We start from the raw sequence: 16318 nt of genomic DNA on the forward strand, positions 1-16318 counted from the left end.
CGAAGAAAGGCGCTCAAGCGAGCGCCTTTTATTTTATATGATCAGCGGCCGAAGACGTCGTTGGGTGTCCAGGTAATCCTCTCACCCTGTTTACCCCATTTCATCATCAAGCAGGACGTACCGTATTTCTGAAAGTACTTAATGTTGAGAGGATACCAACCGGCCTTCGGTACTTCGACTTCGGTCCGTTGGTTGGCCTCACAGCCTTGGCGACCATTAACATATCCAATTTGCTGGCCACCGACCCACGCATCGATCCCGTCATTTGACCAGGTTTCAAGCTCGTATATCCCGGGTGAATCAAAACGAATATAACCCGTGATTTCCGCGGCAACATTGAAGGCTTCGTTGAAAGTCAGGACAGGATCGCCCTCATTCGTATCACGGTAGTCCAGTCCCCTAAGTGGCGCGCCGGGCTTGGCCTTCCTCAATAGTTGTTTAACTTTGGCGAGGTTTTGGATTTTGCGAGGCGGATTACCTTCCCAGCTATACTTTGCATTCAACCCCGCTTTTGGACTGGGTTGAGGATTTGCAGGCGTTAACTTCAAAGGTGCAGCCGTCGCCACACCCGCAAAAACTGCTAAGACGGCAACAAGCGCTCCGGTCCGGAAAAATTTCATGGTCTTCTCCCTGAATTCGCGCCCGCTTGGGGATCAGTCCCTGCCGGCGACACTGTTGCAAAGACCTTAGGCTGTGAATTTTTGACCTGCAAGGTGGTTAGAATTCACTTTTTCGGCCTTTACGCGCGCATATCCTTAGGCGACCCCATTACCACGTATGAGGTAATCGAGGTTACATGCGGAAGCGTTCCCAATACCTCAGTATGGAAGGTTTTGTAGGATGCGAGGTCTGCACATTCGACCCGCAAAAGGTACTCGATCGTGCCGGTGATATTGTGACATTCGACCACCTCGGGCGCTTGCTGCAGCGCTTCTTCAAATCCTTCTTGGGCGGCCTTGGTATGCTCACCCAGCCCGACGCCGATATAGGCAACAAAGCCTATGCCCAAGGCTGTCGGGTTTAGAACTGCGCGATAGCCCGATATAACACCCGCGCGCTCCAACTCTTGCACCCGACGCAGACAGGCAGACGGCGACAGGCCAACGCGGTCGGCAAGATCGAGGTTGCTGATACGACCATCTTGCGACACTTCTCGCAATATATGTTGATTAATTCGATCAATCTTCGTCATTTGTTGTGAATAATATTCTATTGCCGCACAAAAAAGCAATTTCATTCGTCGCGATTGGCGAGAAAATGCGTTCATGACATACGATATTCTGATGGCCCTGATCGTGTTCGCCCTTGTGTCATCGATAACTCCCGGGCCAAACAACCTCATGCTCATGGCGTCAGGCGCGAATTTTGGCTTCCGGCGAACGATACCACATATGTTGGGTATCGGGTTGGGCTTTACCTTCATGGTACTGCTGGTGGGCGCAGGGCTGGTTCAGGTTTTCGACCGATTCCCGGTTAGTTATACGGTGCTTAAGATCGCATCCGTAATTTACCTGCTGTATCTGGCATGGAAGATCGCACATGCAGCGCCTGTAAAGGGACAAGCAGCAAGCGGTACGCCGATGACGTTTTTTCAGGCTGCCAGCTTTCAGTGGGTCAATCCAAAGGCCTGGGCCATGGCGCTTACGGCAACTGCAGCATATGCGCCGGGACAAACGCTTGAAGCCATCATACTGGTTGCGCTGGTGTTCGGAGCGATCAATCTGCCATCGGTCAGCGTGTGGACGGTTCTGGGCCAACAAATGGCGCGGGTCCTGACCAACCCGCACCGCTTGCTGATATTTAACTGGACAATGGCCGTACTTCTTGTTGCCTCGCTCTACCCTGTTCTTTGGCCGCACTAAGTCATTTGAGCGGTAGGCAGATTTCGGTCAGCAGGTCCTCGGGCGCAGTTTCGCGCGGATCATTCAGATAGATTTCATAGCAAGGCTGATCCGCAGGCTCCTCGCCAGAATCGGGCAACCAATTTCCGAACAGTGTCTGATAGGCGGCGTGTATGCCGGAATACGGGCCTTTGTAGGTCAGAACCGCCGTCTTGCCGCCAGGGATGCTGAGGTCTTCCATCCCCTCCGGAATATCTTTGCCGCAGAATTGAGCCCCGGCAAAGCTGCGCAATTCATCTTCCTGCACGTCTTCGGGGCTGTCGAGATAGAGCCCGATCATCGGGCCGACCTGTGGCCACAGTTTTCGGGATTCGCATAGGGCACCAAAGGCCTCAAAACTGCGGCCAATCTCGGCATAAGCCCCTTTATGCGGAAGTGCTACGACACGGCGGGACGGTTCGGTGCGGGTTGTCACGGGATGCATGGGGTATTCTCCGGTTTTGAATTTTGGATGAGCCGGCAGAATCTGCCCCGCCTTGCGAAACACGGTGGGGCTGCTGCCGTAGGCCTCAGAAAAGGCTCGCGCAAAAGATTTCAGGTTCGGATAACCAATATCGGTCGCTATTTGCGCAACAGGCCTTTCCGACTGCACCAACCAACAGGCGGCGCGGTGCAGACGTATCCGGCGGACAGCCTGCGCGCAGGTCTCGCCGGTGATTGCGCGAAACACGCGATGCCAATGAAATCGTGACATCGCCGCGACGTTGGCCAAGGCATCCAGCGACAAATCCCCAGCGGGGTGATCGTGGATATAAGCCAACACGCGCAACACGCGATCTTCATAGCTGGCGACCATCGGTATCCTTCCTAAATCTTCGCCCGCCTGTCGTCGCATATTGTGAAACCACAAATCTTGCTGAGTTGCATCCGGGACAAGCATTAGTCATATAGCAGGGAACTTCCGCGTTGAGAGGCGTCATGACCCAGTATCTGGATTTCGAAAAACCACTGGCCGAGATCGAAGGCAAAGCTGAAGAGCTGCGCGCGCTGGCCCGCGCCAATGAAGAGATGGACGTGGCCGAAGAAGCTGCCGCGCTGGATGCCAAAGCCGCCAAGCTGCTGGACGAGCTTTATGGCGACCTCACGCCGTGGAGGAAATGCCAGGTCGCGCGGCACCCTGAGCGGCCTCATTGCAACGATTACGTAGATGCGTTGCTCACCGAATTCACACCTCTGGCCGGCGACCGGAACTTTGCCGACGATCTGGCGGTCATTGGCGGTCTGGCGCGGTTCAACGATCAACCGGTGATGGTGATTGGCCATGAAAAAGGCAGCGACACCAAATCGCGGATCGAGCGCAATTTCGGCATGGCCCGCCCCGAAGGCTATCGCAAAGCCGTTCGATTGATGGAGATGGCGGGACGCTTTGGCCTGCCAGTGATCACCCTGATCGATACAGCAGGCGCCTATCCCGGCAAAGGAGCGGAAGAGCGCGGCCAGTCCGAGGCCATCGCGCGTTCAACCGAGATGTGCCTGAAGATTGGAGTACCACTGGTTTCTGTCATCATCGGCGAAGGCGGATCGGGCGGCGCGGTTGCGTTTGCGACAGCGAACCGCGTGGCGATGCTGGAGCATTCGGTCTACTCGGTGATTTCGCCCGAGGGCTGCGCTTCGATCCTGTGGAAGGATGCAGAGAAGATGCGTGAAGCCGCCGAAGCGCTCCGTCTGACGGCTCAGGACCTGCACAAACTGGGTATCTGTGACCACATCATTCCAGAACCCAAAGGCGGGGCGCATCGCGACCGCCCTGCAGCGGTTGAATCCGTGCGGACTGCAATTGCTTCGATGCTGAAAGAGCTTGACGGAAAAGATGCGGCAGCCCTGATCAAGGACCGCCGTCAGAAATTCCTGGATATCGGCTCAAAAGGGCTGGCGGCTTAAGCCGTCAGCCTCCCAAACTCTTCAACAACGCCACTGAAGGCTGACCGGTTACGGACAGCGCGTTGGCGCGTTGATATGCGCTGATTGCGGCCTCGGTGTTTTTCCCGATCACTCCATCTGCACCCTGCGTGTCATAGCCCGCAGATGTCAGGCGGCGCTGTAGCTCTTTGCGATCGTCAAGCGTCAACCCGGTTGCGTCCGGCCCGAATGAGGCCTGGAACGGTGCCCCGCCCGCGATCCGATCCGCAAGATGGCCAACACCAATCGCGTAGCTGTCCGAGTTGTTATAGCGCTTGATCACTTGAAAATTGCGGAACACCGCTATGCGTGGACCGGGCGTCTGCGGTTGTAACACAGCCACCGGAGAGCCCGAGACTGTACCGACTTCCCCACCCCAAGGCTGACCCCGCACCCAACCGGCGCGCGACAGATACGCGGCGGTTGAGGCCAACGAATCTGCCGGATCTTCGGACCAAATATCGCGACGTCCATCACCGGTGAAATCAACGGCATAAGCTAGATAAGAGGTAGGGATAAACTGGGTGTGTCCCATCGCTCCGGCCCAGCTGCCGTTCATGTTGGCTGGGGTTGTATCGCCCTCTTGAATGATCTTCAGCGCCGCCACCAGTTGCTTTTCAAAGAACGCCCCGCGCCGCCCATCATAGGCCAGCGTCGAGGTCGCCGAGATCACCGGCACATCGCCGCGCCGCGCGCCATAGCGGCTTTCTAGCCCCCACACTGCGACAATGATTTCCTTGTCGACGCCATATTGCGCTTCGATCTGCGACAGAGTCCCTGCGTGCCGCACAAGCATCTGTTTGCCGGTGCTGATCCGTTCGTCTGACGCGGCGATGGCCAGATAATCCTCAAGCGAGCGCTTGAACTCGACCTGATTGCGGTCGCGCTCGATCACGTCGGGCAAATATCCCGCACCCTGAAAGGCGCGATTCAGGGTAGATTGAGAGATGCCCTGCGACGCTGCCCGGCCTTTGAAACCAGCAACCCACGCATCCCATCCAGCGTTCGGGACAGCACGCATTCGCGACGCTGGAGCACTGGTTGGTGCGCTGCCAGTTGAACAGGCTGCCAACAGCGTCGCCCCAAGCCCGATAGAAAAAGTTCTTCGATTGATCATGATTGAAATCTGCTCTTGTTGTGATTTGCTTTCAGGATAACGCAGCCCGCTCGTTCAGACCAGCAGAGCAGCATCTGAAACCAACCTGTCAATGAGATGGGCAACAAGCCGCTCAGGTTACGAGCAGGCGCAATCCCTGCGTCACGTCCGAGCGCACCGCCAATCTAAGACCTGGCTCATCCCCAGCCTTGAGCGCTGCGATGATCAAACGGTGGTAATGCGGCGGCTCAGTTCGTCGCAGCCGGCCATAAAGTGCCCGCATCGTGGGACCAAGCTGCAGCCAAACGGTCTCGGCCATTGCAAGCATCGCGGGGGCCTGTGCGCGCAGGTAAAGCGTCCGGTGGAATTCCAGATTGGAACGGATATAGCCAACCGCGTCGCGTTTAGTGACCATCTCGGCGACTGCCATGTTGATGCTTTGCAGCCGGTCAATCAGTGCCATGTGCGCGCGCGGCAGGGCACGACTGGCCAATTCAACCTCAAGCAGCGCACGCAATGCCGCCAACTCCTCGATCCGATCCCTTGTCAGTTCAGGGGTCGACACGCGACCCGAGGTGGACAGTGACAGCGCGCCTTCCGCCGCCAGCCTCCGCACTGCTTCGCGCGCAGGCGTCATCGACACACCGAATTCCTTGCCTATACCGCGCAATGTCAGCGCCTGCCCCGGAGCCATCTCACCATGCATGATCCGAGACCTGAGTGTTCGATATACTCGATCATGGGTGGCGGTGTGGGACTCGGCGGGGCGTGTGGTCAGCATGAGCTTATGTGATCACAAAATTTCCCGGCGTCAAGCGGCGGATTCAAAGCGATAGCGGTGCAATTCAGCCCCATTGTCGCGCAACCAGCGGCGGGCCTCTTTGTACGGGCCAAATATCCGCTCGACCTGCGCCCAGAAGGCGGGAGAATGGTTCATTTCGATCAGATGCGCCACTTCATGAGCGGCCACATAGTGCAGCACCTCAGGCGGTGCGAGGATCAGTCGCCATGAAAACATCAACGCACCAGCAGAACTGCAGGATCCCCAACGCGAACGCGTATCACGCAGCGTAATGCTACGATACGAACGACCCAATATCGCGGCATAGTCATCACACGCTCCGGTCAAACGATCGCGGGCAAGTTCTTTGAGAAACCGGGCGAGTCTCCGCGCCTCCGCCCCGGCAGGAACACCGATCTCGTCACCTTTCAGCAGCACCCGCCGACCTGAGATTTGAACGATTCGCCGTGCTTTTCCCTCTATTGATATGGATTGACCGAACTCAACGGTTTCCTGGTCTGGCCCGTCCTGAAGATGACCGCGAATCCAATCCTCTTTCTGATGCGCGAAATCCAAAGCCTCGGCTTCGGGGACACCTTTTGGGTAGGTCAGCGTAACCCGCCCATCCAATTGGGAAATCCGCAAACTGATCCGTCTTGCCTGCGCAGATTTGCGCAATGTCAGCGGCACCGGAGGGGTTCCAGGCAATGCGTGTCGCCCCATGGGCCGATCTCCTTCGCGCAAAGGCTTTGACAGTGCCTGCCGCTTATGGCAGGTGACCTGAATCATTGATGAGATTCACCTGATATCAAGGGGATTTGATATGCCCAAGGAAGAATGGGGCGTAAAGCGTGTTTGCCCGACCACTGGTAAACGCTTTTACGACCTGAACAAGGACCCGATCGTAAGCCCCTATACCGGCGAGATCGTAGAACTGGAAACCGGCAAAAGCCGGATGATCGCGGCAGATGCCGAAGATGCGGCTTCGGTCAAAGCACGTGAAGCTTCGTCGGACGAAGATATCGTATTGGATGATGACGACAACGTCGATGTCGAACTGGATGACGATCTGCTGGACGATGATGACGACAGCGACAACGTTTCGCTGGACGATATCAAGGACATGTCGTCAGAAGACGAAAATTGATGGGTTTCGAGGCAGCCCCGGCTGCCTCATCCCAGTCCACAGGATTGGTTCGCACTTTTTCACCGAATCCGATTTTTGGACTTGCACTCTACGGCGACGTCTCATAAACGTCCGTCCACCGCTTTGACGGTACCTGCATGGGGCCTTAGCTCAGTTGGGAGAGCGCTTGCATGGCATGCAAGAGGTCAGGGGTTCGACTCCCCTAGGCTCCACCATTTTTCTCCTCATGATCCAACACCCATAGTTCTTCCTTTTTGGCAAAAGAAATTTCCTTTGGGTTCGCAGCGGACGCTCATTTTTCTTACACATCAGAGTCGCCTAAGCGATGTCGCCAACAACCTGAAAACCGCAAAAATGAATTTTCCTCGCGGTTCATAAAGCGATGTGGTGCTCAACACACCACCCAGATCATGTTTGGCCGGTTGAAAGACTGGAGACGCGTTACCACCTGCCACGACAGATACCTATAAGGACTTCCTTTTTACCATAGCACCCCAGCAACCGTTATGTATTGGCCATGAGGCATAAGACTACCCTGGAAGTACTACCCCAAGCCCATCGCAACCATGGGTAATAATACACCCGACATGGCGATCGATACACCCATCGGATAGCTGGCTTTTGGTCGCAATGCGAGCCAGCGGCATTCCGGAAATCCAATTATCGAGCGACTTGTGATCACAAACAGCATGCCAACGACCATGGACAGGGTGAAAGTGTAAAAGAACAGCAAAAGAAAGTAGCTGGGCACAAACAATGTCAGCGCGGCGATTGCCTTTACGTCGCCTCCACCCCACAGGCGCAGCGTGAAACCAAGAAAACCAACGACAAATACGCCGACGCCGAAGACCACGCGGTATACAGTCTCGTGGAAGGATAGAAACACGGGCGCGGAGAGAACAAAAGCTGCGAGCATTATCAGCACCAGCTTATTGGATATCCTGAGGTTCTTCAGGTCATTCCATGCCATTGCAGCCAAAAGCGGAGTAATGACGATCAAAGGGACGAACTGCGCGACTTCAGGCGACATTTTCGCTACCCGCATTCAGCGATTGGCGCTTGACCATCGGGGTCAGCAAATCATGGATCAATTCGGGTTGAGATGACGTTTCTGTTTTGACGTAGATATTGCGAAGATGCGTACGCAGTGTCGAAATTGAAATCGACAGCTCGGACAACAAGGCGTTGTTGTTCAATCCCCGCGCCAATAAGAGGCAAACCCGATATTCCGAGCGACTCAGCCGACAAGGGTTGTCCATAGACAAAATGCTTTTTGGTTCTTTCTTGATAAGCTTTCGGCGCGTGTTTTTCAGCTTCGCTTCGGAAAACCGACCAAGAGATCTTTTCTTCCAGCAATCCGACAGAACAGGGCCCAGAACGCTCAGAATATCTACCACGGCTGAAGAGATGGGGTGGCTGAAATGCAATTCCAGAAAGTCGGCGACACCATTTTGTCGTTCCAGCAGAATGGAAACTGACTCGGAAAACCTGCGGAACGCATAGAACTCTGACAGATGTTCGTATTCGGACAGGTCATCCTGTCCACCGAACCAAGCGGACCCGAGTTTGGCCCGGCTCATGTTGTTTCCGCAAATGGCAGGCGCGATGCAGAAATTGAAACCACTGAAGCTGTCCGGCGTCTTGTGATTGGCGTCGTAGCTCAGCACTTTTGCCGAATTCTGATTGCCGTGCAGGTCCACCCGGCTGATTGAAACGACTTCCGCATCAATTGCGCGAGCTGTTTCGCGCAGTGCATTTAGCAGTGGGACTTTCCCCTGAGTCGCCTGGCAAAGGACAGCTACGACTTTTAGAAGTTCTGACGTTGGTGCCCCTGCACCGGGCGCGAAACGATGCGCCGAAAACAAACTATTCATACCGTTTAACATTGACCGAAACCCGATCAACCCTTTCGACAGACACCCCCACCCGTCGATTGCGTCGCGATTTTTTGTGTGGCCGGACTCCACTTAACTACCTAAAAGCTTACTCTTTTCTCTCTAAACTGGGCAAAATCTGCCGAAACTAGACGCCCGTTTGTCCTCGTTTTGGAAACATGACCCGCCCGAACACGCAATTACGGCGGATACGGGCGGGAATTCTACGCCCCAAAGCCCCGGAAGTATCGAATCATCGAAGGTGCGGCGGTAATGATGATCAGCGTCGGCAGCATCAGCGCGGCCAGAACAGCGGACATCTTTACCGGTAGCTGGTTTGCCAGTTCCTGTGCCCGTGTTTCGCGTGAGTCCCGCATTTCAGACGCATAGGTAGTCAGAGCTTCGGACATACTGGTCCCGTAGCGTATGGATTGCTGGACAACCGTGGCAAAGGACTGGATTTCATCAACCCCTGTACGCCGCGCCATGTCAGACAGCGCAGTTGCGCGGGGTCGTCCGGCCTGAATCTCGTGCTGAGTGTTCAGAAACTCAAACGCCAGGTCAGGGGAGGCCAGCGCCAGTTCGTTCCCGACCCGTGTCATAGCGGCATCAAAGCCCAGCCCAGCATGAAGCGAGATCTGCAGCAGGTCGAGAGCATTTGGGAATGCATCGCGGATACGCTGCTGACGTTCTTTGCGGCGATGCTTCAGCCAGGCCGCGGGAACAAAATATCCGACGGCCGTCAGCAAACCGATAAGCTGAATAGCGTTGGCTTTGCTGATGGATTCAAAAATGCCCGTAATCGCGCTGGGAACGGGGATGCCAGGCGTTCTTGAGGCAACGATGAGCAGACCCACAATCATCGGCACGAAAATCCCAAACCAAACCCGAGTCAGTGTGTAGATCCGCAGGGCATTTCGACCTGTCAGCCCGGCTTGAATCAGCTGATCCTCGATCTTGCGCCGCTCAGCTTCCCTACTGGGCAGTGCGGCCTTAAAAAGACCTTTAGGGGTGACGAGAGTTTCGCGCAACAGTCCACGGTCATTGCGGGCCTCATACCTTTGGGCGCGCAGATTGGCGATACGGACAGCCGCTGGATGGCGGCGGCTTAGCGCCGAGGTTACGGCGACGAACACCAGCAAAACGCCAAGACCAAAGACGGTCAGCAGAATTGTTTCGGCTGGCAGCCCGAAACGAAGCGACATAATTTCCAGAATATTTTCCATGAAATTGCCCTCAGATACGGAAATTGACAAGTTTGTGCAGGATGATGACGTTCGAGACCATCAGAACGACAACCAACACTGCAAGTTTGATGAATGCGGGATCGTCACTGACGTCGGTGTAATATCCAGGCGCGTTGATCGTCATTAACCCCATGATCACCAGCGGAATGATCGACAGAAGAAACCCGGACAGGCGCCCTTCTGCGGAAATGGCCTTGATCCGCGCACGCAATGCAATGCGCCGTCTGACCACGGTGGCCAGAACGGACACGATCCGCTCCAGATCGCCACCAGTGCCGTGTTGGATTGCCATGCTTGCCGCCAGGTACTGTGCATCTTCCGAACCGACCCGGTCAGCAAAGTCCTGAACTGCGTCGGGCAATTCGTCGCCAAAACTGATCTGGTCGAAAATGATGCCGAACTCGGACCCGATAGGGTCTTGCATCTCGTCCGCGACCGCTTTGATCGAGGTGTTGACCGGGTGACCAATTTTCAGGCCACGCGCCATCAGCTCTAGCGCATCGGGCAACTGACTGGTCAAAGCTTTTTGGCGTTCAGCCTGCCGCGATTTCACCACCAAAGCAGGCATAAGCACACCCAGGATGAGTGCGATCGGGGCTGCCTGCCAGGGCGGCAGAAACATCATACCGGCGATTGCGATCGCCAAGGTGCCAAACAGGCAAAGCAGCACAAAATTCTTCGCTGAAACATGCAGTCCCGCCTGAACTAGCGTATCCGGCAAGTTCCCAAAAAACGGGATCTTTGCAAAAAACCCTGTCTGGGTCTCGGGAAGCAGCAAGGCGAGCCGATCTTCATCGGTAACGCCTTGCCGGACCATGCGCATTCGGCGGTTGCGAGCCTCGGCGTGGTTTTCACCGCGACGGGCAAAGTGGAACACACCGGTAATCAGCATGAAAATTCCAACGAAGACGCAAGCCAGCGTCAGATAGTTAAGAAGTTCGGCTGTGTTAATACTGGTCATGCCTCAGCCTCCTGATACTCGGAAAGTCTCGGGTTCGAGATCGACGCCAGCAGCTGTGAGCAAGTCATAGCATTTCGGACGAATCCCGGTGGGAACAAACTGACCAAGCACTTCGCCGTTTTCCGCGCGTCCCTTTTTCTGGAACACGAAGATGTCCTGCATGGTGATGATCTCACCTTCCATCCCGGTTATTTCCGAAATGCTGGTGACGCGGCGCGATCCATCCGCCAACCGCGACAGATGCACAATAAAGTGCAGCCCCGACGCGATCTGGGATCGAATAGCTGCGGCGGGAAATTCGATACCCGTCATCGTGACCATCTGTTCCAGGCGGCCCAATGAATCGCGCGCCGAGTTCGCATGTACAGTCGTCATCGAGCCATCATGACCCGTATTCATGGCCTGAAGCATGTCGAAAGTCTCCGCTCCGCGAACCTCACCGACAATGATCCTGTCGGGGCGCATACGCAGCGCGTTGCGCACCAGATCACGCTGAATGACCTGGCCGTCGCCGGACGGAGATGGCGGGCGTGTTTCCAAGCGCACAACATGCTCCTGCTGGAGTTGCAGTTCTGCTGCGTCTTCAATGGTGACGACACGCTCGCCATGGTCGATATACGAAGACAAGGCGTTCAACATCGTTGTCTTACCCGATCCCGTCCCGCCGGCGATCAGAACGTTCAGGCGCGCGTATACCAGCGATTGGAGGAACCGCGCGGCGGCATCGTTCAGAGCGCCATTTGCGACCAGCTTTTCCATTGTCAGCTTCGACTGGGCGAATTTTCGAATTGAAACACTGGGACCATCAATCGAACAGGGGCGGATGATTGCGTTGACACGGCTGCCATCTTCCAGCCGGGCATCCACCCAAGGCTGCCGTTCATCGACACGACGCCCGATCTTGCTGACGATCTTGTCGATAACCCGCAGCAGGTGCTTTTCATCGCGGAACCGCACCGGCACGCGCTCCAGCAGGCCAGAGCGTTCGACATAGACCGTCTGATAACCGTTAACCAGAATGTCGTTGATCGTTGGATCGGCCAGCAATGGCTCCAATGGGCCAAAACCCAGAATTTCGTCCAGAAGTTCTTCGACGATGCGGTTGAAGTCTTCGGTATTCAGCGGCCTGCCGGTTTGGGACAACGCACCGCCAACAACCCCGGCGACTTCGCGCCGCAGCACGTCTTTCTCAACCTTTTCGATCACCGAAAGGTTCAACCGTTCCAGCAAAGCCTCGTGCAAAGTGCTTTTGAGCTCAAGCCAGTCGGCCAGTTCGGTATCTTCTGCTGTGGTCTCAGGCTGAATTTCTCGGGCCAGTTGCTCTGCATGCTGGTTAAGCTGGATTACTTCGGCCTCATTGGTTCGCCCGGCGCGTGTAAACTTTTCAAACATCCCTTAGACTCCAATTAGGCTGCGTTGTTTCTCAGGCCGGTTTTGCCGACCATTGTTTCATTCATGATTTTCCGACCCATCGTGCGGATCGCCTTGGACAAGGCACAGCTGCCTGAGGCTTGCGACAGCAATTGACCCCGATCCAGCGCCTGTTTTGCGTGGCGCGCGTCGCTTGGCAGCCAGAAGCGCAATTCGCGTTCCAGCGCCTTTTGGGCTTCGACATGTTGGCTTGACCGGAATGTCGGTTTCGTTTCCTGGCTGATGACGATCTCAACCGGAGGTTCGAGCCGCTCTTTTGTGAAGAATTCGATCAAACGGCAGGCTTGGCGCACCGAAGAGACCGAGCTGTCACCCACCATCAGCATCCGGTCTGACGCAGCAACAACTGCGCCCAGCCAATCGACCAGCACACGTGGCAGATCGATAACAACAAAGTCGAATTCCAGACGCAAAGTCTCGATCAGCGCGCTGACCTGTTCGCGTGTCAGAACATCCAGAGGAATGAATTCTTCGGGCGCGCTCAGGACTTCCAAACCGGATGCATGTTGCACCAAAGATTGCTGAAGGAAAGTCCGGTCCGGCATTACCCCATCCTGGGCCATTCTCAAAAGCCCCGAGGAAGGCTGCAAATCTAAGGACGTCGCGACCGTGCCAAATTGCAAATCCAGATCTACGACAGCGACCTTGTTTCGCGTCCTTTTCCGGAAGATGCCGGAATAACCCTGCAATTGGTCCGCCAGGTTGATGGACAGTGTCGACGCGCCGATGCCTCCACGGGCCGGGCATACGCTGATAATCTGCCCCAGTCGCTGCGGTTGCGGCGCATAAATTGTCGGCAGCAAGGATTTGTCGACCGTCAGACGCTGAATCTGTTCGGCCAGTTCGTCCTGCCCGATGGGATAGGGCAGAATCTCATCTACTCCCGATTTGTTCAGCGCACGCGCTTCGGTCAATGAGATGTCACGGTCGCTAAGTGCCAGCAAGGTGCCGCGCGAACCGGTGCTACGACGAAGATCGCTGACAGTTTCCAGATCCAATTCGCCTGAAAAGCTGAACACCAGCAGGTCATTTTCACCCATCAGATCGCAGGCGCGACCGTTTACCGAAGATAAGGTCCCGAAATGTGTCTCTAGCGAAAGATCGTCGAACCGGTCGACGGCCTGGGCGACTGAATCCTTAATCGCCTCATTATCAGAGATTAGGGCTAATGATTTTTGAGTCATTTTTCAGCTCCCATGATTAGAAATTCAACCGTTGACTCCACTGGCGAGATCTTCGCCAGGAAGGGTTGCGCTAAAGTCGGAAAAAATTTTGAAGCCCGTTGTCGCGGTGGTCAGCGCATCGGTTTCTGGTGTTGAGCCGCCCACAACCAGCGCTGCAATCGAACCCAACGGAGAGACGAACCGGAACGGAAGTTCTTCGATTGTCACTGTGACCATCGGTACATAAGGGCCACCCAGGAAATTCATTTCCGGGTCGAAGTCGTAAGTGAACGTGATGTTGCTTTCGTCAAAAGTTGCGGTGGGATCGTTGGGAACGGCAAACTGAAGCATGTTCCAGATGTCGGTCACGGTGGTCTGCGCCGCTGCATTCGCGGGCGCCGCTCCGGTGCATATGGTGGTGGCCGGTTCAACACAAACGCCGGATGCGAAACTGCAATTGGTTCCAAACCGCGGGCCGGTGATATCGGTATAGGTGCCTCGGCTGTTGGTTGTCGGAACGCCGCCACATGCGGGTGGCATCACTGCAGCCATCCGAGCAGCGACCTGTGCTGTTTTTTCAGCAGCAACATAGTGGAAGGCCAATCTGCCGAAATCTATCAGGCCCAGGAAAATCAAAAGGAACAACGGCAGGACAAAGGCAAGCTCTGTGACCGTCGACCCATCTTCGTGACGGCCAAGTCGCGACATTTCGCGGGTTATCTTGTGAATGCGGCGGGTCATGGTCCAAACACCCGGCTACGATCTGTGATGGTGGTTTGGATCTGCGCCGTCGCCGAACCTCCGACCAGTTGGAACAGGGGCGTAAACGGCAGATTTGAAATTGTCAGTGACGCGGTCAGTACGGCAACCGGTGTGGGCGAAACGCGGTATTCACCTGCGTTGCCAACGCATTCGAGGGACAGCGAGTCCAGACCAACAGCAATGTCAGTGGTCGAAAGCGAAGTCAGTGTATTCGAGACAGCGGTTTGAAAATCGCCGATAGCAGCGCTTGGCGAGGCAGTGCACATGTCCGACGGGGCGATCCGGCCAACATAACGGGCAGTGTCCCGAACCCCCGTGATCGCATTTTGATAGGACCAGAAAATCCGCCCCCCTTCGACGATCAGGGCAAATGTCACTAACAGGATTGGCAAAAGGATCGCAAACTCGACCAACGCCGCGCCGGACTGGTCGTTGCGGAACCGGCTAAGGGTATTGCTGATATGATGGGAGGCACCAAACATGATCATTACTCGTAAAGCTGAACTAGATCGTGAACGATGCCGCCGACTCCGGCGCCGCCGATGCCATCCGATACGGTCTGAATGACCTCACCATAGATGACCGCGTTGGCACCGGTGCTGCCGGATTCCGAGGGGCGGATCAGAAACATCTCGATAAAACTGGTGACCGGAATGGCGCCCGACCCGCCGTTCAGCTCATCCTGAAAAGTCGCGCAATCGATACCGGCTACGGTGATGACACGACGCATGGGATCGGCACGACCGGCTGAAGGGGGTTGGCACGAAGGCATGCTGCTTTCTGCTTTGCCACCTGCGGTCAGGATAGCTTCCAGCGTGGCCTGGTTGGTGACTTCTGCATTATAAATGTCGTACCGGGTACCACCAGTCGGGAACCAAGGCGGAATGCCAGTCGGGAGAGGGCCGCTGAAATCTGCGCCATAGTTGATGGTAAGATACTCAGTAAGCCCGGTAGTAAAGACGCCATTGCCTATGCGAGGTGTCGGGCAAGTGCCGCTGGCAAAACAATCGTCAAGTGGCAGCCCAACGGTCGCGGCCGGATCAAGGACCCCGTTCGCATCATAAGTGGGCGATAGCTGGCTGGTGCAGTTGTTTCCATTACCCGCAGTGATCCAACCGTCCAGGACATGCGGGGAAGAGGCGAAATTGTCGACGTCGTAGCGCGAGCCGTTGCTGAACTGCCTGGCGCTGGATTCAAATCGGTCGAAACGTGTGTTAAAGCCCGCCACCATGTTGCCCACGCTCAGACCCGGTCTGGTTTCAACGGCTCTTTGGCTGAAGCACATGGATACAGCGCGCGACGCGGCCAGAGCACATGAATCTTCCTGACCGTTTGGCGCAGGTTCGCAGGCGCCGGACGTGTCGATGGCCAGATTCTGATTGGAAGACAGAAAACCGAAGTTTCCGGGACCCCATTGTCCATTGCCGCCCTGACTTACCATTCTGATCAACTGCCCTTCGGTTAGATCGAGGCTGGGCTGCGGCAGGCAGATGAACATGGGGGTGATGTCGCAGGCCATCAAGGTGAACCCTGCCACAGCCTCGGCATTAACGCTGGAGTAGGGCTGCGCATTGCCCAGCAAAGCCGCCGCTGCCGCTGCGAGCGGAGTACTGACCTCGTGCGTATCGACGATCACCCGAACGAATGCAGCAATCGGCCCGCTGGCAGGATCGGTCGCGTCCAGCAGTTGCGCGGGTTGAGCGGGATCGGTTGCAGTGGTCGGCGGGTTTTCGTAAAACCGCAGCTGGTAATCCGTTGCACCGGACAACAGCTGATCCTTGTTGCGAATGCCAAAGCTTTGACGATCGCGGATCATGTTTGCAGCCGCATTCGTGGCGCGGGTGATTGAATCCGGGCGACCATCAAGTTCCCCCGCAGCCGCAAGGGCAACATTGTCCGCAAAGCTCTGCAATTCCGACTGAGTGGTGGTCACCCGACCAATGTCGAATGCAAGGGCGGCCATTCCGACCATCACCGACAGGGCCACCGCAACAAAGACCAGGATCGCGCCGTCTTCGGAGCTACGGAATTGACGTATGAATTGAGCGAGGGACAC

Annotated in this window: 18 protein-coding genes and 1 tRNA gene; 4 read left to right on the plus strand and 15 right to left on the minus strand. The window is 55.9% G+C overall.

Annotated elements, in window-relative coordinates; genetic code table 11:
* Positions 1 to 41 precede the first annotated feature (41 nt).
* Together ACRZ91_RS11340 and ACRZ91_RS11345 are read right to left on the minus strand one after the other, a co-directional pair.
* Positions 42 to 620 carry a PA14 domain-containing protein gene (locus ACRZ91_RS11340; RefSeq protein ID WP_480905313.1) on the minus strand — a complete coding sequence of 193 codons (579 nt, stop codon included), beginning with the start codon at positions 618 to 620 and terminating at the stop codon, positions 42 to 44.
* Positions 621 to 739: 119 nt separating this feature from the next.
* Positions 740 to 1192, minus strand: a complete 453-nt coding sequence (locus tag ACRZ91_RS11345) for an Lrp/AsnC family transcriptional regulator (RefSeq protein WP_480717104.1) — start codon at positions 1190 to 1192, stop codon at positions 740 to 742.
* 73 nt (positions 1193 to 1265) lie between these two features.
* Between ACRZ91_RS11345 and ACRZ91_RS11350 the strand changes: the two genes are divergently transcribed.
* Positions 1266 to 1862 (plus strand): LysE family translocator, encoded by a 597-nt coding sequence (locus ACRZ91_RS11350; protein WP_170772170.1) that lies wholly within the window; start codon positions 1266 to 1268, stop codon positions 1860 to 1862.
* A 1-nt stretch (position 1863) separates the two neighbouring features.
* On the opposite strand, the gene ACRZ91_RS11355 is transcribed toward ACRZ91_RS11350, so the two are convergent.
* On the minus strand, positions 1864 to 2697 hold the full coding sequence (locus ACRZ91_RS11355; RefSeq protein WP_480905318.1) for an AraC family transcriptional regulator: 834 nt from the start codon (positions 2695 to 2697) through the stop codon (positions 1864 to 1866).
* Between the two features lie 122 nt (positions 2698 to 2819).
* Here ACRZ91_RS11355 and ACRZ91_RS11360 point away from each other — a divergent pair, with 122 nt between their 5' ends.
* Positions 2820 to 3782: an acetyl-CoA carboxylase carboxyltransferase subunit alpha gene (locus tag ACRZ91_RS11360; RefSeq protein WP_480905321.1), complete on the plus strand. Its 963-nt coding sequence runs from the start codon at positions 2820 to 2822 to the stop codon at positions 3780 to 3782.
* Positions 3783 to 3786: 4 nt separating this feature from the next.
* On the opposite strand, the gene ACRZ91_RS11365 is transcribed toward ACRZ91_RS11360, so the two are convergent.
* From ACRZ91_RS11365 to ACRZ91_RS11375, 3 genes are all read right to left on the minus strand, one after another.
* Entirely contained in the window at positions 3787 to 4917 is a 1131-nt protein-coding gene (locus ACRZ91_RS11365; protein ID WP_480905324.1) for a lytic murein transglycosylase, read from the minus strand.
* 112 nt (positions 4918 to 5029) lie between these two features.
* The gene (locus ACRZ91_RS11370; protein ID WP_170547205.1) at positions 5030 to 5677 is read right to left on the minus strand and encodes a GntR family transcriptional regulator; all 648 of its coding nucleotides are present in this window, start codon (positions 5675 to 5677) and stop codon (positions 5030 to 5032) included.
* 30 nt (positions 5678 to 5707) lie between these two features.
* Positions 5708 to 6466, minus strand: coding sequence for a M48 family metallopeptidase (locus ACRZ91_RS11375; RefSeq protein WP_480905327.1), 759 nt, complete (start codon positions 6464 to 6466; stop codon positions 5708 to 5710).
* A gap of 34 nt (positions 6467 to 6500) precedes the next feature.
* Between ACRZ91_RS11375 and ACRZ91_RS11380 the strand changes: the two genes are divergently transcribed.
* On the plus strand, positions 6501 to 6824 hold the full coding sequence (locus ACRZ91_RS11380) for a TIGR02300 family protein (protein WP_010443532.1): 324 nt from the start codon (positions 6501 to 6503) through the stop codon (positions 6822 to 6824).
* Positions 6825 to 6963: 139 nt separating this feature from the next.
* Positions 6964 to 7039 (plus strand) — tRNA-Ala (locus tag ACRZ91_RS11385).
* 329 nt (positions 7040 to 7368) lie between these two features.
* Here ACRZ91_RS11385 and ACRZ91_RS11390 read toward each other — a convergent pair.
* The 9 genes from ACRZ91_RS11390 to ACRZ91_RS11430 all read right to left on the minus strand — a co-directional run bounded on the left by ACRZ91_RS11390 (position 7369) and on the right by ACRZ91_RS11430 (position 16318).
* Entirely contained in the window at positions 7369 to 7854 is a 486-nt protein-coding gene (locus ACRZ91_RS11390; RefSeq protein ID WP_480905331.1) for a prepilin peptidase, read from the minus strand.
* The gene (locus ACRZ91_RS11395) at positions 7844 to 8698 is read right to left on the minus strand and encodes a helix-turn-helix transcriptional regulator (RefSeq protein WP_480905334.1); all 855 of its coding nucleotides are present in this window, start codon (positions 8696 to 8698) and stop codon (positions 7844 to 7846) included. The genes ACRZ91_RS11390 and ACRZ91_RS11395 overlap by 11 nt, the downstream gene beginning before the upstream one ends.
* A gap of 224 nt (positions 8699 to 8922) precedes the next feature.
* Positions 8923 to 9924 (minus strand): type II secretion system F family protein, encoded by a 1002-nt coding sequence (locus ACRZ91_RS11400; RefSeq protein ID WP_480905337.1) that lies wholly within the window; start codon positions 9922 to 9924, stop codon positions 8923 to 8925.
* A 10-nt stretch (positions 9925 to 9934) separates the two neighbouring features.
* Complete coding sequence (locus ACRZ91_RS11405) at positions 9935 to 10906, minus strand: type II secretion system F family protein (protein ID WP_170703700.1); 972 nt, start codon at positions 10904 to 10906, stop codon at positions 9935 to 9937.
* A 3-nt stretch (positions 10907 to 10909) separates the two neighbouring features.
* Entirely contained in the window at positions 10910 to 12298 is a 1389-nt protein-coding gene (locus ACRZ91_RS11410; protein ID WP_480905340.1) for a TadA family conjugal transfer-associated ATPase, read from the minus strand.
* A gap of 14 nt (positions 12299 to 12312) precedes the next feature.
* The gene (locus ACRZ91_RS11415) at positions 12313 to 13521 is read right to left on the minus strand and encodes a CpaE/TadZ family protein (RefSeq protein ID WP_480905343.1); all 1209 of its coding nucleotides are present in this window, start codon (positions 13519 to 13521) and stop codon (positions 12313 to 12315) included.
* A gap of 24 nt (positions 13522 to 13545) precedes the next feature.
* Positions 13546 to 14241 (minus strand): TadE/TadG family type IV pilus assembly protein, encoded by a 696-nt coding sequence (locus ACRZ91_RS11420; RefSeq protein WP_480905345.1) that lies wholly within the window; start codon positions 14239 to 14241, stop codon positions 13546 to 13548.
* Entirely contained in the window at positions 14238 to 14744 is a 507-nt protein-coding gene (locus ACRZ91_RS11425) for a TadE family protein (protein WP_170473871.1), read from the minus strand. Before ACRZ91_RS11425 ends, ACRZ91_RS11420 begins: the two co-directional genes overlap by 4 nt.
* A gap of 5 nt (positions 14745 to 14749) precedes the next feature.
* Positions 14750 to 16318: a pilus assembly protein TadG-related protein gene (locus tag ACRZ91_RS11430; RefSeq protein ID WP_480905349.1), complete on the minus strand. Its 1569-nt coding sequence runs from the start codon at positions 16316 to 16318 to the stop codon at positions 14750 to 14752.

This window comes from Ruegeria sp. O11 (genome assembly GCF_056535285.1).